At 73.1% G+C, this 14,518-nt stretch carries 13 protein-coding genes and 3 pseudogenes; 2 read left to right on the top strand and 14 right to left on the bottom strand.

The features are described 5' to 3' along the window. Nucleotides 1-26 precede the first annotated feature (26 nt). The 10 genes and pseudogenes from ACGFIA_RS19990 to ACGFIA_RS19945 form a co-directional block, all read right to left on the bottom strand. A complete protein-coding gene (locus ACGFIA_RS19990; protein WP_393261351.1) occupies nucleotides 27-1,202 on the bottom strand; it encodes an acyltransferase in 1,176 nt (391 codons plus the stop codon). Nucleotides 1,203-1,352: 150 nt separating this feature from the next. Then, nucleotides 1,353-2,249 (bottom strand): GTPase Era, encoded by an 897-nt coding sequence (gene era, locus ACGFIA_RS19985; RefSeq protein WP_357470630.1) that lies wholly within the window; start codon nucleotides 2,247-2,249, stop codon nucleotides 1,353-1,355. After that, nucleotides 2,246-2,632 (bottom strand): cytidine deaminase, encoded by a 387-nt coding sequence (locus ACGFIA_RS19980; RefSeq protein WP_354873826.1) that lies wholly within the window; start codon nucleotides 2,630-2,632, stop codon nucleotides 2,246-2,248. The genes era and ACGFIA_RS19980 overlap by 4 nt, the downstream gene beginning before the upstream one ends. Continuing rightward, complete coding sequence (locus ACGFIA_RS19975) at nucleotides 2,625-4,034, bottom strand: hemolysin family protein (protein WP_357388527.1); 1,410 nt, start codon at nucleotides 4,032-4,034, stop codon at nucleotides 2,625-2,627. Before ACGFIA_RS19975 ends, ACGFIA_RS19980 begins: the two co-directional genes overlap by 8 nt. Continuing rightward, nucleotides 4,010-4,483 carry an rRNA maturation RNase YbeY gene (ybeY, locus tag ACGFIA_RS19970; RefSeq protein ID WP_357388482.1) on the bottom strand — a complete coding sequence of 158 codons (474 nt, stop codon included), beginning with the start codon at nucleotides 4,481-4,483 and terminating at the stop codon, nucleotides 4,010-4,012. Before ybeY ends, ACGFIA_RS19975 begins: the two co-directional genes overlap by 25 nt. Nucleotides 4,484-4,500: 17 nt before the next feature. Next, nucleotides 4,501-4,863: pseudogene (locus ACGFIA_RS19965) on the bottom strand (PhoH family protein); the annotation flags it as partial. 261 nt (nucleotides 4,864-5,124) lie between these two features. After that, nucleotides 5,125-5,610, bottom strand: a pseudogene (locus tag ACGFIA_RS19960) (LAGLIDADG family homing endonuclease); the annotation flags it as partial. Nucleotides 5,611-5,934: 324 nt separating this feature from the next. Then, nucleotides 5,935-6,630: pseudogene (locus ACGFIA_RS19955) on the bottom strand (PhoH family protein); the annotation flags it as partial. Between the two features lie 133 nt (nucleotides 6,631-6,763). After that, a complete protein-coding gene (locus ACGFIA_RS19950) occupies nucleotides 6,764-8,140 on the bottom strand; it encodes a serine hydrolase domain-containing protein (RefSeq protein ID WP_357470633.1) in 1,377 nt (458 codons plus the stop codon). Beyond that, entirely contained in the window at nucleotides 8,137-8,481 is a 345-nt protein-coding gene (locus ACGFIA_RS19945) for a histidine triad nucleotide-binding protein (RefSeq protein ID WP_013475524.1), read from the bottom strand. The genes ACGFIA_RS19950 and ACGFIA_RS19945 overlap by 4 nt, the downstream gene beginning before the upstream one ends. Before the next feature lie 80 nt (nucleotides 8,482-8,561). On the opposite strand from ACGFIA_RS19945, the gene ACGFIA_RS19940 reads away from it, so the two are divergent. After that, nucleotides 8,562-9,323, top strand: coding sequence for an SDR family oxidoreductase (locus ACGFIA_RS19940; protein ID WP_357388478.1), 762 nt, complete (start codon nucleotides 8,562-8,564; stop codon nucleotides 9,321-9,323). A gap of 115 nt (nucleotides 9,324-9,438) precedes the next feature. On the opposite strand, the gene ACGFIA_RS19935 is transcribed toward ACGFIA_RS19940, so the two are convergent. From ACGFIA_RS19935 to hrcA, 3 genes are all read right to left on the bottom strand, one after another. Beyond that, nucleotides 9,439-10,173 carry a 16S rRNA (uracil(1498)-N(3))-methyltransferase gene (locus ACGFIA_RS19935; protein ID WP_357388476.1) on the bottom strand — a complete coding sequence of 245 codons (735 nt, stop codon included), beginning with the start codon at nucleotides 10,171-10,173 and terminating at the stop codon, nucleotides 9,439-9,441. Between the two features lies 1 nt (nucleotide 10,174). Continuing rightward, on the bottom strand, nucleotides 10,175-11,320 hold the full coding sequence (gene dnaJ, locus ACGFIA_RS19930; protein WP_269704585.1) for a molecular chaperone DnaJ: 1,146 nt from the start codon (nucleotides 11,318-11,320) through the stop codon (nucleotides 10,175-10,177). A gap of 73 nt (nucleotides 11,321-11,393) precedes the next feature. After that, on the bottom strand, nucleotides 11,394-12,416 hold the full coding sequence (hrcA, locus tag ACGFIA_RS19925) for a heat-inducible transcriptional repressor HrcA (RefSeq protein ID WP_262015148.1): 1,023 nt from the start codon (nucleotides 12,414-12,416) through the stop codon (nucleotides 11,394-11,396). A gap of 232 nt (nucleotides 12,417-12,648) precedes the next feature. On the opposite strand from hrcA, the gene ACGFIA_RS19920 reads away from it, so the two are divergent. Continuing rightward, on the top strand, nucleotides 12,649-13,242 hold the full coding sequence (locus ACGFIA_RS19920) for a DUF4870 domain-containing protein (protein ID WP_357388473.1): 594 nt from the start codon (nucleotides 12,649-12,651) through the stop codon (nucleotides 13,240-13,242). A gap of 39 nt (nucleotides 13,243-13,281) precedes the next feature. Here ACGFIA_RS19920 and hemW read toward each other — a convergent pair whose 3' ends face one another. Beyond that, complete coding sequence (gene hemW, locus ACGFIA_RS19915; RefSeq protein WP_393261343.1) at nucleotides 13,282-14,505, bottom strand: radical SAM family heme chaperone HemW; 1,224 nt, start codon at nucleotides 14,503-14,505, stop codon at nucleotides 13,282-13,284. Between the last annotated feature and the right edge of the window lie 13 nt (nucleotides 14,506-14,518).

Below are 14,518 nucleotides of genomic sequence, written 5' to 3'. Positions count from 1 at the left end.
GGACCGGGGCCGTACCCGGTGGTGGCTCAGCCGGGCCCGTCCCGCCGGGACGCCGGGGCGCTGTCCCGGCCGGGGCGCACGGGGGCCTCGGCCGGGCGGCGCGGTGCCGGGACCCGGGCCCCGGCGCTCACCAGCGCGTCCTCCGCACCGGCGGGGGCCGGGCTGGCCGGAGCGGCCGCCGCCCGGTCGGCCACCGTCCGCCGCGCCTTGCCGGGAAGCAGTTCGGGGGTACGCCGGGCCGCCACGTCCTCGACCCAGCCGACCATCAGCGTCACCACGCCGACGAGGGCGAAGACCAGCCCCACCCGCAGCCACAGGCCCACCGGGTCGCGCGGCGACCAGCCGACCAGGCCGACCAGCGGGGTGAGCGCCACCACGAACGGCATGTGCCACAGGTAGATCGTCAGCGCGCGCCGGTTCACCACCGTCACCGCCCGGCCGAACGCCGGCACCCGGTCGACCCAGCTCACCCCGACCGGCGCCCGGCCGATCGCCACCAGGATGAACGCGGCCGACCAGAGCGCGTTACCAAGCGGGATGTCGTTGATGTCGTATCCGCGCGGGCCCTGGTGGGTGAGGATCCAGGCCAGCCCGGCGGCGCCGACCACAGCGGCCACCGGCAGCAGCACCCGGTTGCGCATCCGGCGCAGCAGCCCGTCGTGGTGGGCGAAGCCCAGCAGCCAGGCGCCGAAGTAGAGGCCGAACTCGCGCAGCACCGTGTGCGGGTTCGCCAGGACGCCGGCCTCGATCGCGATCAGCAGCAGGTACGGCGCGGCGAGCGTGGGCAGCGGTGCCCGGCGGAACAGCCAGAGCACCAGCGGTGAGGCGAGCACGAACCACAGGTAGTCGCGCAGGTACCAGATCGGGCTGAGCGCCAGCCCACCCCAGTAGTTGGCCGGCGGGTCACTGATCGGGAAGAGCCAGAGGAACACCTTCGGGCTGAACGTCAGCCCGGTGAGCAGCATGGCCGGTACGAAGACCGCGGCGACCACCCACAGCGACGGCAGGAGGCGGCGCAGCCGGCGGCCGACCGCGCGCACCCCGTTGCGGTCGAGTGACGCCGCCATCAGCGACCCGGCCAGGGCGAACATCACCGACATGGCCGGGAACACCAGCGTGAGCGTGGCGTAGCCGGTGACGTGGTAGGTGACGACGCGCAGGATGGCCAGGAAGCGGAGCAGGTCCAGGTAGCGGTTTCGCATCAGCTCGCGGCGGGGTCCGGGGGCAGAGACAATGCTCCCTACCCTGCTCCGGGACCCTGTGAAACAGCCAAGAACACCTATGGAAAGTGAGATGTCCCATAGGTCTGGCTGATCCTGATCACCTACCGCCAAGCCGTGGCCGGCCGCCGGTCAGAAGCCGAGCTTGCGCAACTGCTTCGGGTCGCGCTGCCAGTCCTTCGCCACGCGTACGTGCAGGTCGAGGTAGACCCGGGTGCCGAGCAACTCCTCGATCTGCCGCCGGGCGGTGGTGCCCACATGCTTGAGCCGGCTGCCCCGGTGCCCGATCACGATGGCCTTCTGGCTCGACCGCTCCACGTACACGTCGGCGTAGATCTTGGTGAGGTTGCCCTCCGGGATCATCTCCTCGACCACCACGGCGATGGAGTGCGGCAGCTCGTCGCGGACGCCCTCCAGCGCCGCCTCGCGGACCAGCTCCGCCACCAGCACCTGCTCCGGGTCGTCGGTGAGCATGTCGTCCGGGTAGAGCTGCGGTGACGACGGCAGATAACCGGTCATCACGTCGACGAGCGTGTCGACCTGGTGGCCGGAGACCGCGCTGACCGGCACCACGTCGGCGAACTCACCCAGCTCGCTCACCGCGAGCAACTGCTCGGCCAGCCGCTTCTTGTCGACCAGGTCGGTCTTGGTGACCACCGCCAGCACCGTGGCCTTGAGGCTGGCCAGCTCGCCGGTGATGAATCGGTCGCCCCGGCCGACCGGCTCGTTCGCCGGGACGCACAGGCCGATCACGTCGACCTCGCTCCAGGTCTCCCGTACCAGGTCGTTGAGGCGTTCGCCGAGCAGCGTCCGGGGCCGGTGCAGGCCCGGGGTGTCGACCAGCACGAGCTGCGAGTCCGGCCGGTGCAGCACCGCCCGGATGATGTGCCGGGTGGTCTGCGGCTTGTTCGAGGTGATCGCGATCTTGGTGCCGACGATCGCGTTGGTGAGCGTCGACTTGCCAGCGTTCGGCCGCCCGACGAAACAGGCGAAACCGGCCCGGTAGGGACGTGCCTCGGGCGTTGTCACTCGACCACCGTGCCGAGGACGGTGCCGTCCGGCGCGGCCACGTGGATCGGCGCGTCGGCGGACAGGTCCCGCACGGCGGCGTGCCCTGCCCCGTCCAGCGTCGACGCCTCGGTCACCACCACGGCGGCCTCCAGCCGGCTCGCGCCCGCCGCCACCGCCGAGGCCACCGCGAGCTGGAGCGCGGTCAGCGTCAGCGACGGCAGCGCCACGCTCGCCGCCGCGTACGTCCGGCCGTCCTGGTCGCGGACCGCGGCGCCCTCCACGGCCGCCACCCGGCTCCGCGCGCCCCGGGCCAGGACGACCAGCTTGGCGTCCTCGGCGCTCAGCTCGGCCGGATCGGCGGGGGTGGGCAGGGCAGCCGGTACGGCGGGTGTCTCAGGCATCGGCGGGTTGCCTCTCCTCGGAACGGTTGTTGTCGCCACGGGAATCGGGCGGCTCACTTCGGTTGGTGCCCTCCGGGGCGTCGCCCCGGTCGACCCGGCTCACCAGGACCGTGTCTATCCGGTTGCGCCGGCCGGTCGTGCCCTCGGCCACCAGCCGCAGGCCGGCCACCTCGGCCTCGGCGCCCGGGATGGGCACCCGGCCCAGCGCCTGGGCGAGCAGGCCACCGACCGTCTCCACCTCGTCGGTGGGCAGGTCGGTGTCGAACAGCTCGCCCAGATTCTCCACCGGCAGCCGCGCGGTCACCCGCACGGCCCCGTCCGGCAGGTGCTCGACCGGCGGGCGTTCGACATCGTACTCGTCGGTGATCTCCCCGACGATCTCCTCCAGGATGTCCTCGATGGTGACCAGCCCGCCGGTGCCGCCGTACTCGTCGACCACGATGACCAGGTGGTTACGGGCCGCCTGCATCTCCGAGAGCAGGTCGTCCACCGGCTTGGACTCCGGCACGAACGTGGCCGGGCGCATCAGCTCGGCCACCGGCATCTGCCGGGCGGCCTGGTCGCCCTGCACCCGCCGGATCAGGTCCTTGAGGTAGAGCACACCGAGCACGTCGTCGACGTTCTCGCCGATCACCGGGATGCGGGAGAACCCGGAGCGCAGGAACAACGCCAGCGCCTGCGCGAGCGTCTTGCGTTCCTCGATCCACACCATCTCGGTACGCGGCACCATCACCTCGCGGGCGATGGTGTCGCCGAGCGCGAAGACCGAGTGGATCATCTGGCGCTCGCCGTGCTCCACCACCCCGCGCTGCTCGGCCAGGTCGACCAGCTCACGCAGCTCCACCTGGGTCGCGAACGGCCCCTCGCGGAAACCCTTGCCGGGAGTGACCGCGTTGCCGATCAGGATCAGCAGCGACGCCAGCGGGTTGAGCGCGCGGCCCAGCCACCGCACCAGCGGCGCGACCGCCCGGCCGACCGCGTAGGCGTGCTGGCGGCCGAGCGTACGAGGGCCGACCCCGACCGCCACGAAGCTCACCACCGTCATCGCGCCCGCCGTCACCAGCGCCGCCCGCCAGCCCGCGCCGAACGTGTCGACGGCCACCAGCGCGACGAGCGTGGTGGCGGTCAGCTCGGCCAGCAGCCGCAGCAGGAGCAGCAGGTTCAGGTGGCGGACCACGTCACCGGCGACCACCTGGAGGGCGCGAGCGCCGCGCGCGCCGTCCCTGGTCAGTTCGGCGGCGCGGGCCGGCGAGACCGCTGCCAGCGCCGCCTCGGTCATCGCGATCAGGCCGGCGAGCACCACCAGCCCGGCGGCGAAGAACAGCAGCTGGAGATCGGGCAGACCGGCGGGGGCCCGGACCGCCGCCAAGGCGTCCATCACCGCGACCGGGTCGACCGCCAGCTGGCCAGCAGCCGGGCCTGGAGACCGAACATCTCCCGCTCCTCCTCGGGCTCGGCGTGGTCGTAACCGAGCAGGTGCAGCACGCCGTGCACGGTGAGCAGGTGCAGCTCGTCGGCCGCCGAGTGCCCGGCCGCGGCGGCCTGCTTGGCCGCCACCCCCGGGCAGAGCACGATGTCGCCGAGCAGGGCCGGCTCACCGCCGGCCGGGGTGCTCTCACCCGGGCCGTGGTCGACGCTGCCCTCGTCCATGGGGAAGGCGAGCACGTCGGTCGGGCCGTCGCCGCCCATCCAGCGGTGGTTCAGCTCCGACATGTATTCGATGTCGACGAGCAGCACGGACAGCTCGGCGAGGGGGTTGACCCCCATCTCGTCGAGGGCGTGCCGCGCGACGGCGAGCACGGCGTCGGTGTCGACGTCGACACCCGACTCGTTGGCGATCTCGATGGACAACTGTCTTCCTCTGGTGGTTAGCGGCGCCGGCCCGGCCGGCTGCCCTGGGCCGTCCGGCCCGGCACGGCGTGCACGCTCTGCGCCTGCTGGTTCTCCCGCTCGGCGTCCCAGCGGGCGTACGCGTCGACGATGTCGCCCACCAGCTTGTGGCGCACCACGTCGGAGCTGGAGAGCTGGGCGAAGTGCACGTCCTCGACGTTGTTCAGGATCTCCCGGACCACCCGCAGGCCGCTGGTCGTCCCGCCGGGAAGGTCCACCTGGGTGACGTCGCCGGTGACGACGATCTTGGAGCCGAAGCCGAGCCGGGTGAGGAACATCTTCATCTGCTCGGGCGTGGTGTTCTGCGCCTCGTCCAGGATGATGAACGCGTCGTTGAGCGTGTTGTGAGTCACCAGGAAGTCGTCGGTGACGTAGAGCGAGTCCTCCGCCGCGACCTGGATGCACATCGTCTCCCGCACCCCTGCCGGGATGATCGAGTCGATGAACCGCATCGGTCGGCCACCGCCGTGCTCGTCGTAGAGCCGGCGCTTGCGCGACAGGCGGAACGGCGCGACACCGGCGGGCAGCCGGATCTCCACGACATAGGCGTCGGACCGGTACGGAACCGGCCGGCCTTTCGCCAGACCGGGCTTGCGTCCCTCGGCGGGACGAACCCGTGCCGTGGCCACCCCTCCGAGCGACTCGACCAGGTGGACCACGTCGTCGCACAACCGGGGAGACGTGGTCGAGTACTGCACACGGCACGTGCGTCCGGCCTGGGTGACCGGCCCGCCGTCGGTGTCCAGCAGCCCTTGCAGGACCGCCAGCCGGACGCCGACGCTGTTGTTCTTGTAGACCTCGGGGACGAACTTCGTGCCCGAGGTGGCCCCGGCCAGCCCCAGTTCGCGGACGGCCACCGTCACCGGGTTCGCCACGATCACGCCGCCGCGGTGCCCGTTGACGTGCCGGAGGACGTAGTCGTAGTCACCCTTGCGAACCAGTTGGATGTCGACGAGCGCATCCTCCAGCGCGGTCGCCAGCTCCGGGTCGGCAGTGCGGAAGGCCGGCGTGGCGCGGGACGAGATCGTGCCGTCGCCGAGCAGCAGCCCGAGCGCGTACGGGTCGAGCGGAACCGCCCGCGGCTCCATCTGCACCGGCGCGACGAGCGGGAGTTCGTAGCGACGGGTGTGGCCTCGCCACTCCTTGCCGATCATCTCCTGCGTCTCGATCGTGCGCCGCCGGCCGCGACGTTTGTCGTCCGGCGTGGCTACGGTCCACAGGTGCTCGCCGCAGCAGAGCGTGGACGCGCCGTCCTGGGTGGTGACCCGGTAGACCTGCTTCTGGCCTTGGGGGTAGATGCCGATCACCGGCGTGGGCGTCCCGTTCGAGCCGATGACCAGGTCACCGACCTGGAGCGAGCCGAACGGCCGGAAGCCCTCCGGGGTCAGCACCCGGGCGTCGTAGGGCTGGGCCCGCCCGCGCATGTATGCCAGCGGCGCCACCTCGATCGTGCCGGCGGCCATCAGCTTCGGGATGGTCTCCGGGTCGAGCATGTCGTGCAGCGCGTCGTAGAGCGGGCGCAGGTAGGGGTCGATCTTCTCGTTCAGGGTCCCGGGCAGGAAGCCCAGCCGCTCCCCCGCCTCGACCGCCGGCCGGGTCAGGATGATCCGGTTGACCTGCTTGGCCTGGAGCGCCTGCACGGCCTTCGCCATGGCCAGGTACGTCTTGCCGGTACCCGCCGGGCCGATGCCGAAGACGATGGTGTGTGCGTCGATCGCGTCGACGTACTTCTTCTGGCCCAGCGTCTTGGGACGGATGGTGCGGCCGCGCCGGGAGAGGATGTTGAGCGTCAGCACTTCGGCGGGCCGCTCGGTGCCGCCCTGCTCGAGCATGCCGACGGTACGCCGTACCGCGTCTGTGGTCAGGGTCTCGCCTTTCTCGATCAGTTCGAGCAGCTCACTGAAGAGGCGCTCGGCGAGGGCGTTGTCGGCCGGGGCGCCGGTGATGGTGATCTCGTTGCCGCGGACGTGGACGTCGCTGTCGATCGAGCGCTCGACGAGCCGCAGGATCTCGTCGCCCGCGCCGAGCAGGTTCACCATGATCTTCTGGTCTCCGACCGTGATCCTGGTCTGCACACGCGGCGTGCCGGGAGGTGGGGTGCCGGTCATAGGTCGGGCCGTCGGGCCCTGCGCCACCTGCTCTCCGCTACTCGGCGCCGGGCCCTGCTGGCACGGCGTACGGTTACCTCCATCGTATCGGGTCGGCACCGTACGCACCGCGCCCATTTCGGGTGCCCGGCGGTCAGCCGCCGGCGCGGAAGTCGTACCCGTCGAAGGTCTCCTGGGCGCGGGTGAAGCGGTAGGTCGCCCAGTGCATCCGGACCACCACGCCCCGTTCGTCGCGGGTCAGCCGCAGCAGCTCCCCCGCCTCGCGGCCGGAGACCGTGCGGAACACGTCCGGCCGGTCCGGCAGCGGCGCGAACACGGCGGGCGGCCTCCCGGCCGGGTCGTCCGCGCCCCGCGCCCGCAGCGTCCCGTCGTGCCAGGAGAAGACGTACTCGAAGCCCTCGCCCCACCAGCGGCCCAGCACGCCGCGCAGGTGGGCCGGGGCGGGCGGGCCGGGACGCCACGGCTCGATCTCCGCCGGGTCGTGCTCGGCGGCGGCGGCGAGCAGCCGGTGTGCCAGGTCGAACACCTCCACGCCGGTGCCGGACGAGCCGAGCACCGCGGCACCCATCGCCCCGGCGGTGCCCTGCCCGCCGCGCCGCCCGTAGACGGCGGCGAGGAATCCGGGCATCGCGCCGTCGTGGCCGACGTGGGTCACCCGCTCCGGCTGCGGGATCAGGATCAGCCCCAGCCCGAAGCCGGCCGACCAGACCGACTCGTCGGTGGGGGTGAGCGGCCAGCGCATCTCCTCGACCGTCGTCGCGGCGAGCACCGCGCCGTCCGGGTCCACCGCCGCCGGGTCGGCCAGGAACGCGGCCCAGCGGGCCATGTCCGTCGCGGTGCTCCAGAGCTGCGCGGCGAGGGCCACCGCGCCGAAGTCGGTGGGCGGTTCCGGGTGGGCCTCGTCGGAGTACGCGTCGACCAGGAACCCGGTGGCGGCGCGCCCGGTCGGCTGCGGGCCGGTGGCGGTCAGCCCGAGCGGGGTGAGCACCCGGTCGGCCAGCACCTCCGCCCAGGTGCCGCCGCGCAGCCGGGCGACAGTCTCGCCGAGCAGCGCCAGGCCGAGGTTGGAGTAGTGGAAGCGGCGACCGGCGGGCAGCACCCGCTCGACCCGGGCCAGGCCGGCCAGCAGCTCGTCGACGGCCGGGGCGCGCAGGCTGTCCCACACGTCGCCGTGCGGCTCGCGTTGCAGGCCGGCGGTGTGCGACAGCAGCCGGCGTACTGTCGCGTCGCCGTGCGCGGGCAGGTCGAGGTGCCGCCCGATCGGGTCGTCGAGGTCGAGCAGGCCGTCGTCGCGGCACTGCATGACCAGCGCCGCGGTGAAGGTCTTGGTGACCGAGCCGATCCGGAACACCGTCTCCGGCCCGAGCGCGGTGTCGTTGCCGGTGTCGCCGACGGCGCACGTCCACAGCGGCCGGTCGGCCCGGTGCAGGGCGGCCGAAACCGCCGGGATCCGCCCGGTGGCCTGGGCCTGGCGGACCATCCGGCCGAGCCGGTCGGACACGTCGGTCATCGGCAGAGCATCGGGCCGAGTGGCGCGCCGCCGAGCAGGTGGGCGTGCACGTGGAAGACCTCCTGGCCGCCGTACGGGCCGGTGTTGAACATCAGCCGGAACCCGTCCACGGTCAGGCCCTCCTCCTCGGCCACCACGGCGGCGGTCTGGAGCACCTCGCCGGCCAGCTCGGGTGCGCCCTGGGCCAGCGTGGCCACGTCCGCGTAGTGCTCCTTCGGGATCACCAGCACGTGGGTGGGCGCCTTCGGGTCGATGTCGCGGAAGGCCAGCGTGGTGGCGGTCTCGCGGACGATGGTGGCCGGGATCTCCCCGGCGACGATCCGGCAGAAGAGGCAGTCCATCGCAGCAGTGTAAGGAGAGGGCGCAGAGCGCGGCGGGGGCACCGCCGGACGGACCGGCCCGGTGCGGCAGGATGGCCGCCATGACGGGACGGGCGGTGCTGGTGACGGGGGCCTCGCGGGGCATCGGGCGGGCGGTGGCGCGGGCGTTCGCCGCGAGCGGGGACCGGGTGGCGATCCACCACCGGGACTCGGCCGAGCTGGCCGGGCGGCTGCGCGCCGAACTGCCCGGTGACGGGCACGTCGTGGTCCGCGCGGACATGGCCGACCCCGACGCGGTACGCGCCATGGTGGACGAGGCGGCCCAGCGGCTCGGCGGCCTCGACGTGCTGGTGAACAACGCCGGCGTGTTCGGGCCGGCCGATCCCCCGCACCCGGTCTTCGAGAGCAGCTACGAGCAGTGGCGGGCACGGTGGCGGGAGGTGCTGGACACCAACCTGGTCGGCGCCGCGAACGCCGCCTGGTGCGCCGCGCAGCACATGCGCGAACGCGGGGGCCGGATCGTGAACGTGTCGTCCCGGGGCGCGTTCCGGGGCGAGCCGGCCAACCCGGCGTACGGGGCCAGCAAGGCGGGGATGAACGCGATGGCCCAGTCGCTGGCGGTGGCGCTGGCGCCGTACGGCATCGGGGTGGCCTGCGTGGCACCCGGTTTCGTCGAGACCGACATGACGAACGAGCACCTGAAGGCCGAGCGGGGCGAGGCGGTACGCGCCCAGTCCCCGTTCCACCGGGTCGCCCGGCCGGAGGAGATCGCCGGGGCGGTGCACTGGCTGGCGAGCCCCGAGGCCGAGTGGGCGGCAGGCACGATCATCGACCTGAACGGCGCCTCCTACCTCCGCTCCTGACCCACCCCGACCCCGGCGGTCTTGCACTTTCAGCCCCGGCAAAACATCACAAAAGAGACGCCACGCGGGCCGAACCTGCAAGATCGACGCGTGCGGGGAGAACGCCGGGGGGGGGTTACCAGTGGGTCAGGCGGGTGGCCAGGACTGTCAGGGCGGCCACGCCTGCTGTGGACGTGCGCAGGACCGTCGGGCCCAGGCGGACCGGGCGGGCACCCGCGTCGGTGAAGGTGGCCAGCTCGTGATCGGCGATGCCGCCCTCCGGCCCGACCACGAGCACGATCTCGCCGGCCGTCGGCAGGTCGACTGTGGTCAGCCGGTCCCGGGCGCCCTCGTGCAGCACGAACGCGCCGGCCGCACCGGCGATCCGGCGGGCCACCGAGGCGGTGGACTCGTCAGGTGCGCCGGCCACCACCGGCAGCCACGGGCGGCGGGCCTGCTTGGCCGCCTCCCGGGCGGTCGCGACCCACTTCTGCCGGGCCCGTTCGCCCCGTTCGCCGCGCCACTGCGCCACCGAGCGGGACGCCGCCCAGGGCACGATCTCGTCCACCCCGACCTCGGTCATCGCCTGCACGGCGAGTTCGCCCCGGTCGCCCTTGGCGATGCCCTGCACCACGACCAGCCGGGGCACCGGCGCGTCCGCGTACCCCCGGCTGGTGACCCGCAGGTCGAGCGTCCCGCGGCCGACGGCGGTGACCACGGCGGCGGCGGTGCCGCCCCGGCCGTCGGCGAGCAGCAGTTCCTCACCGACGCGCAGCCGCTGCACGGTGGCCGCGTGGTGGCCCTCCGGGCCGTCCAGCGTCAGCGTGTCAGCGGTGGGCAGCGCCTCGACCAGGAACAGCGGGGCGGACACCTCAGGCGTGCCCGTTGAAGGCGTCGCGCATCCGGGAGAAGAAGCCGCCCTGCTTGGTCAGCTCGGCGACCTCCTCGCCGCGCGTCTTGGCGAAGTCGCGCAGCATCCGCTCCTGGTCGGCGTCGAGCTTGGTCGGGGTACGCACGTCCAGGTGCACGTAGAGGTCACCCCGGCCGGTGCCGCGCAGGTGCGGTACGCCCCGGGCGCGCAGCCGCAGCGTGCTGCCGGGCTGGGTGCCGGGCTTGACGTCGACGGCTTCCTCGCTGTCCAGCGTCTTGATGGTCAGCCGGGTGCCGAGCGCGGCGGCGGTCATCGGGACGGTGACCCGGCAGTGCAGGTCGTCGCCCTTGCGGGAGTAGACGTCGTGCGGCCGCTCGTGGATCTCGACGTAGAGGTCACCAGCGGTGCCGCCACCCGGGCCGACCTCGCCCTGCTGGGCGAGCCGGATCCGCATGCCGTCCTCGACCCCGGCCGGGATCTTGACGGTCAGCGAGCGGCGGGTACGCACCCGGCCGTCACCGGCGCACGTCGGGCAGGGGTGCGGGATGGTGGTGCCGTAGCCCTGGCAGACGGTGCACGGCCGGGCGGAGACCACCTGGCCGAGGAAGGTCCGCTGCACCGACTGCACCTCGCCCCGGCCACCGCACGCCTCGCAGGTCGCCAGGTGGGTGCCGGCGGCGGTGCCGGCGCCGGAGCAGGTGGTGCAGAGCACAGCGGTGTCGACGGTGATCGGCGCCTCGACACCGAACGCGGTCTCGTTGAGATCCAGTTCCAGGCGCAGGATCGCGTCCGCGCCGGGGCGGGTACGCGGACGCGGCCCCCGGCTGCCGCCCGCGGCGCCGCCGAAGAACGCGTCCATGATGTCCTGGAAGCCGACGAACGGACCGGCGCCGCCGGGCCCGCCCGGACCGCCCATGCCACCGCCGCCCGGGGCGAGCGGGTCGCCACCCAGGTCGACGATCTGCCGCTTCCGGTCGTCCGAGAGGACCTCGTACGCGGCGTTGATGTCCTTGAACTTCTCCTGGGCCTCCGGGTCCGGATTGACGTCCGGGTGGAACTGCCGCGCCAGCTTGCGGTAGGCGCGCTTGATCTCGTCGTCGGAGGCGTCCCGGCTCACGCCGAGAATGCCGTAGTAGTCCCTGGCCACTGCGTTAGGTGTCCTCATGTTCGTCTCGCGTCGCTCCGGTCGTCGGCCGGAACCGGCCGTCGGCCCTGACTGGTCAGTTCTGGGCCAGCAGTTCGCCCACGTAGCGTGCCACGGCTCTCACCATGGCGATATTGCCGGGGTAGTCCATCCGGGTCGGCCCGAGCACGCCGAGACCACCGACGATCGTGCTGCCCGGTCCGTAGCCGGTGCTGACCACCGAGGCGGCCCGCAGGTTGTCGAATTCGTTCTCGTCGCCGATGAGCACCCGGGTGGTGCTCGGCTCCGTCTCGCCGATCAGCTTGAGCAGTACGACCTCTTCTTCGAGCGCCTCCAGGATGGGCCGCAGCGAACCCTGGAAGTCGAGCAGGCCACCCCGGGTGAGGTTGGCCTGCCCGGCCAGCGCGAGGCGTTCCTCGTGCCGTTCCACGAGGGTTTCCAGCAGCACTGTGGAGAGCGTCGTCATGGCCGGGCGCAGATGCGGCGCGGACTCCTCGACGAGCGCCTGCACCAGCGGCGGCGTCTCGGCGAGCTGGCAGCCGACGAGTTTCTCGTTCACCAGCCGGCGCAGGTCGGTCACGTCGTCGGCGGGCACCGGGGCGGGCAGCTCGACCAGCCGCTGCTCGACCCGGCCGGTGTCGGCGATCATGACGACCATCAGCCGGGTGGTGGAGATCGGCACCAGCTCCAGGTGGCGCACCTTGGAGCGGGCCAGGCTCGGGTACTGCACCACGGCGACCTGCCGGGTGAGCTGCGCGAGCAGCCGGACCGTGCGGTGCACCACGTCGTCCAGGTCGACGGCGCCGACGAGGAAGCGCTCGATCGCCCGACGCTCGGCCGGGCTCAGCGGCTTGACCCGGGAGAGCCGGTCGACGAAGAGGCGGTAGCCGCGGTCGGTGGGCACCCGGCCGGCGCTGGTGTGCGGCTGCCGGATGTAGCCCTCCTCCTCCAGCACCGCCATGTCGTTGCGCACGGTGGCCGGCGAGACACCGAGCTGGTGCCGTTCGACGAGGGCCTTGCTGCCGACCGGCTCCTGCGTGGCGACGTAGTCCTCGACGATCGCGCGCAGCACGGCGAGTTTGCGGTCGTCGAGACCCATGTCCCACCTCCTGACGCAGCTCGGTCGGGCCGGCGCGCGACATCCGCCGGGCGGCTGGCACTCGACTGTAGCGAGTGCCAGTCTACGTCGGCACCCCCGCCGACGCGACGAGCGCCTGACGGACCCGCGGTGCGGCCCGCCACACGGCCCGGCCCGATCGGCCCGAACAGCCGGTCATCGTCGGTCTGTGTCGCTCTGGTGCGAGTTGACCCGTGCACCTACCGTGGCGACCATGACTGAACCTCCTCGCCCACCGGGGGCAGGGGACTACGGACCCCAGCCCGACCCGTCGGCGCCATACGGCTCGTCGCCGGGCAGCGAACCGCCCACCGCTCCACTGTCCGGGGCTCCGGGTGCCGGCGGCTATCCCCCGCCCGGCGACTATCCGCCTCCGGGCGGCTACCCCCCGCCGGGCGGCACGCCCGGCTACGGCGCCGGCTACCCCGCCGGTGGCGGCTACGGCCCCGCCGGATACGCGAACAGCGACGAGAAGACGTGGGCCCTGGTGGCGCACTTCGGCGGCGCGGCCGGTGTCATCGTCGGCGGCGGCCTGCTCGGCTGGGTCGCCCCGCTGATCGCGATGATGACCCGGGGTCAGCAGTCGCCGACCGTCCGCGCCCACGCGGTCTCGGCGCTGAACTTCCAGATCACCTGGACCATCGCCAGCGTGCTCGCCTGGGTGATCACGGTCATCACCTGCGGGATCCTGTTCTTCGTCCCGATGCTGGTCTGGCTGGTGCCGCTGATCTTCGGGATCATCGGCGGGGTCAAGGCCAACGAGGGCGTGCTCTACCGCTATCCGATGACCTACAACTTCGTCAAGTGACACCGCCGGCCGGCCGAGGGGGCGGCCGGCCGGTGCCGGTCACGGCAGCAGGTCGCGTACCACCGCGTCGGCCAGCAGCCGGCCGCGCAGCGTCAGCACCACAAGCCCTCGCGCGTACGCCCCGGCGTCGAGCAGCCCGGCGTCCCGGGCCCGCTCGGCGCCCGTCCGGCCGGCGGCGCCCAGCACGTCCAGCGGCAGCCCGGAGGCGAGCCGCACCCGCAGCATCACGTCCTCCATGTGCTGTTCGTCCGGGCTGAGCTGTTCCCGGGCCAGTGCGGGCGAGGCGCCCTCGGCCAGCCGCGCCGCGTACGCGCTCGGGTGCTTGACGTTCCACCAGCGCACGCCGCCGACGTGGCTGTGCGCCCCCGGGCCCAGGCCCCACCAGTCGGCGCCGGTCCAGTAGAGCAGGTTGTGCCGGCACCGGGCCGCCGCCGAGCGGGCCCAGTTCGACACCTCGTACCAGGAGAATCCGGCCGCGCCGAGCGCCTCCTCCGCGGCCAGGTAACGGTCCGCCGCCACGTCGTCGGAGGGGTACGGCAGCTCGCCCCGGCGCATCCGCGCGGCCAGCCGGGTGCCGTCCTCCACGATCAGGGCGTACGCGCTGACGTGGTCCACCCCGGCGTCGACCACCTGGGCCAGCGAGGTGGCGAAGTCCTCTGCTGTCTCGCCCGGCGTGCCGTAGATCAGGTCCAGGTTGACGTGCTCGAACCCGGCGTCGCGGGCCTCCAGCGCGGCGGCGGCGGCCCGGCCCGCGCTGTGCCGCCGGTCGAGCACCGCGAGCACCCCCGGCGCGGCGGACTGCATGCCCAGCGAGATCCGGGTGTAGCCGGCCGCCCGCAGCGTCTTGAGCGACTCCGGGCTCACCGACTCGGGGTTGGCCTCGGTGGTCACCTCGGCGTCGGCGGCCAGCCCCCAGACGCGGTCGATGCCGTCGAGGATCCGGGCCAGGTCGTCGGCGGGCAGCAGGGTCGGCGTGCCGCCGCCGACGAACACGGTGTCCACCCGCTGCGGCGGCGAGTCGCCCAGCACCCGGGCGGCCAGCGCCAGTTCGGCCAGCACGGAGTCGGCGTACGTCTCCCGGCTCGCCCCGCCGCCCAGCTCCGCGGCGGTGTACGTGTTGAAGTCGCAGTAACCGCACCGGCTGGCGCAGAACGGGACGTGGACGTACACGCCGAAGCCGCGCGCGCCGACGGCGCGACGGGCGGTGGCGGGCAGCGATCCGTCGCGCGGGACGGGTTCGCCTTCTGGAAGGACGCCGGGCATGGCCACTAGTGTG

Source organism: Micromonospora sp. NPDC049203 (assembly GCF_043197215.1).
Classification (GTDB): domain Bacteria; phylum Actinomycetota; class Actinomycetes; order Mycobacteriales; family Micromonosporaceae; genus Micromonospora.
Note: the sequence above shows the minus strand (reverse complement) of the source record. Positions and strands in the feature narration are given on the sequence as shown.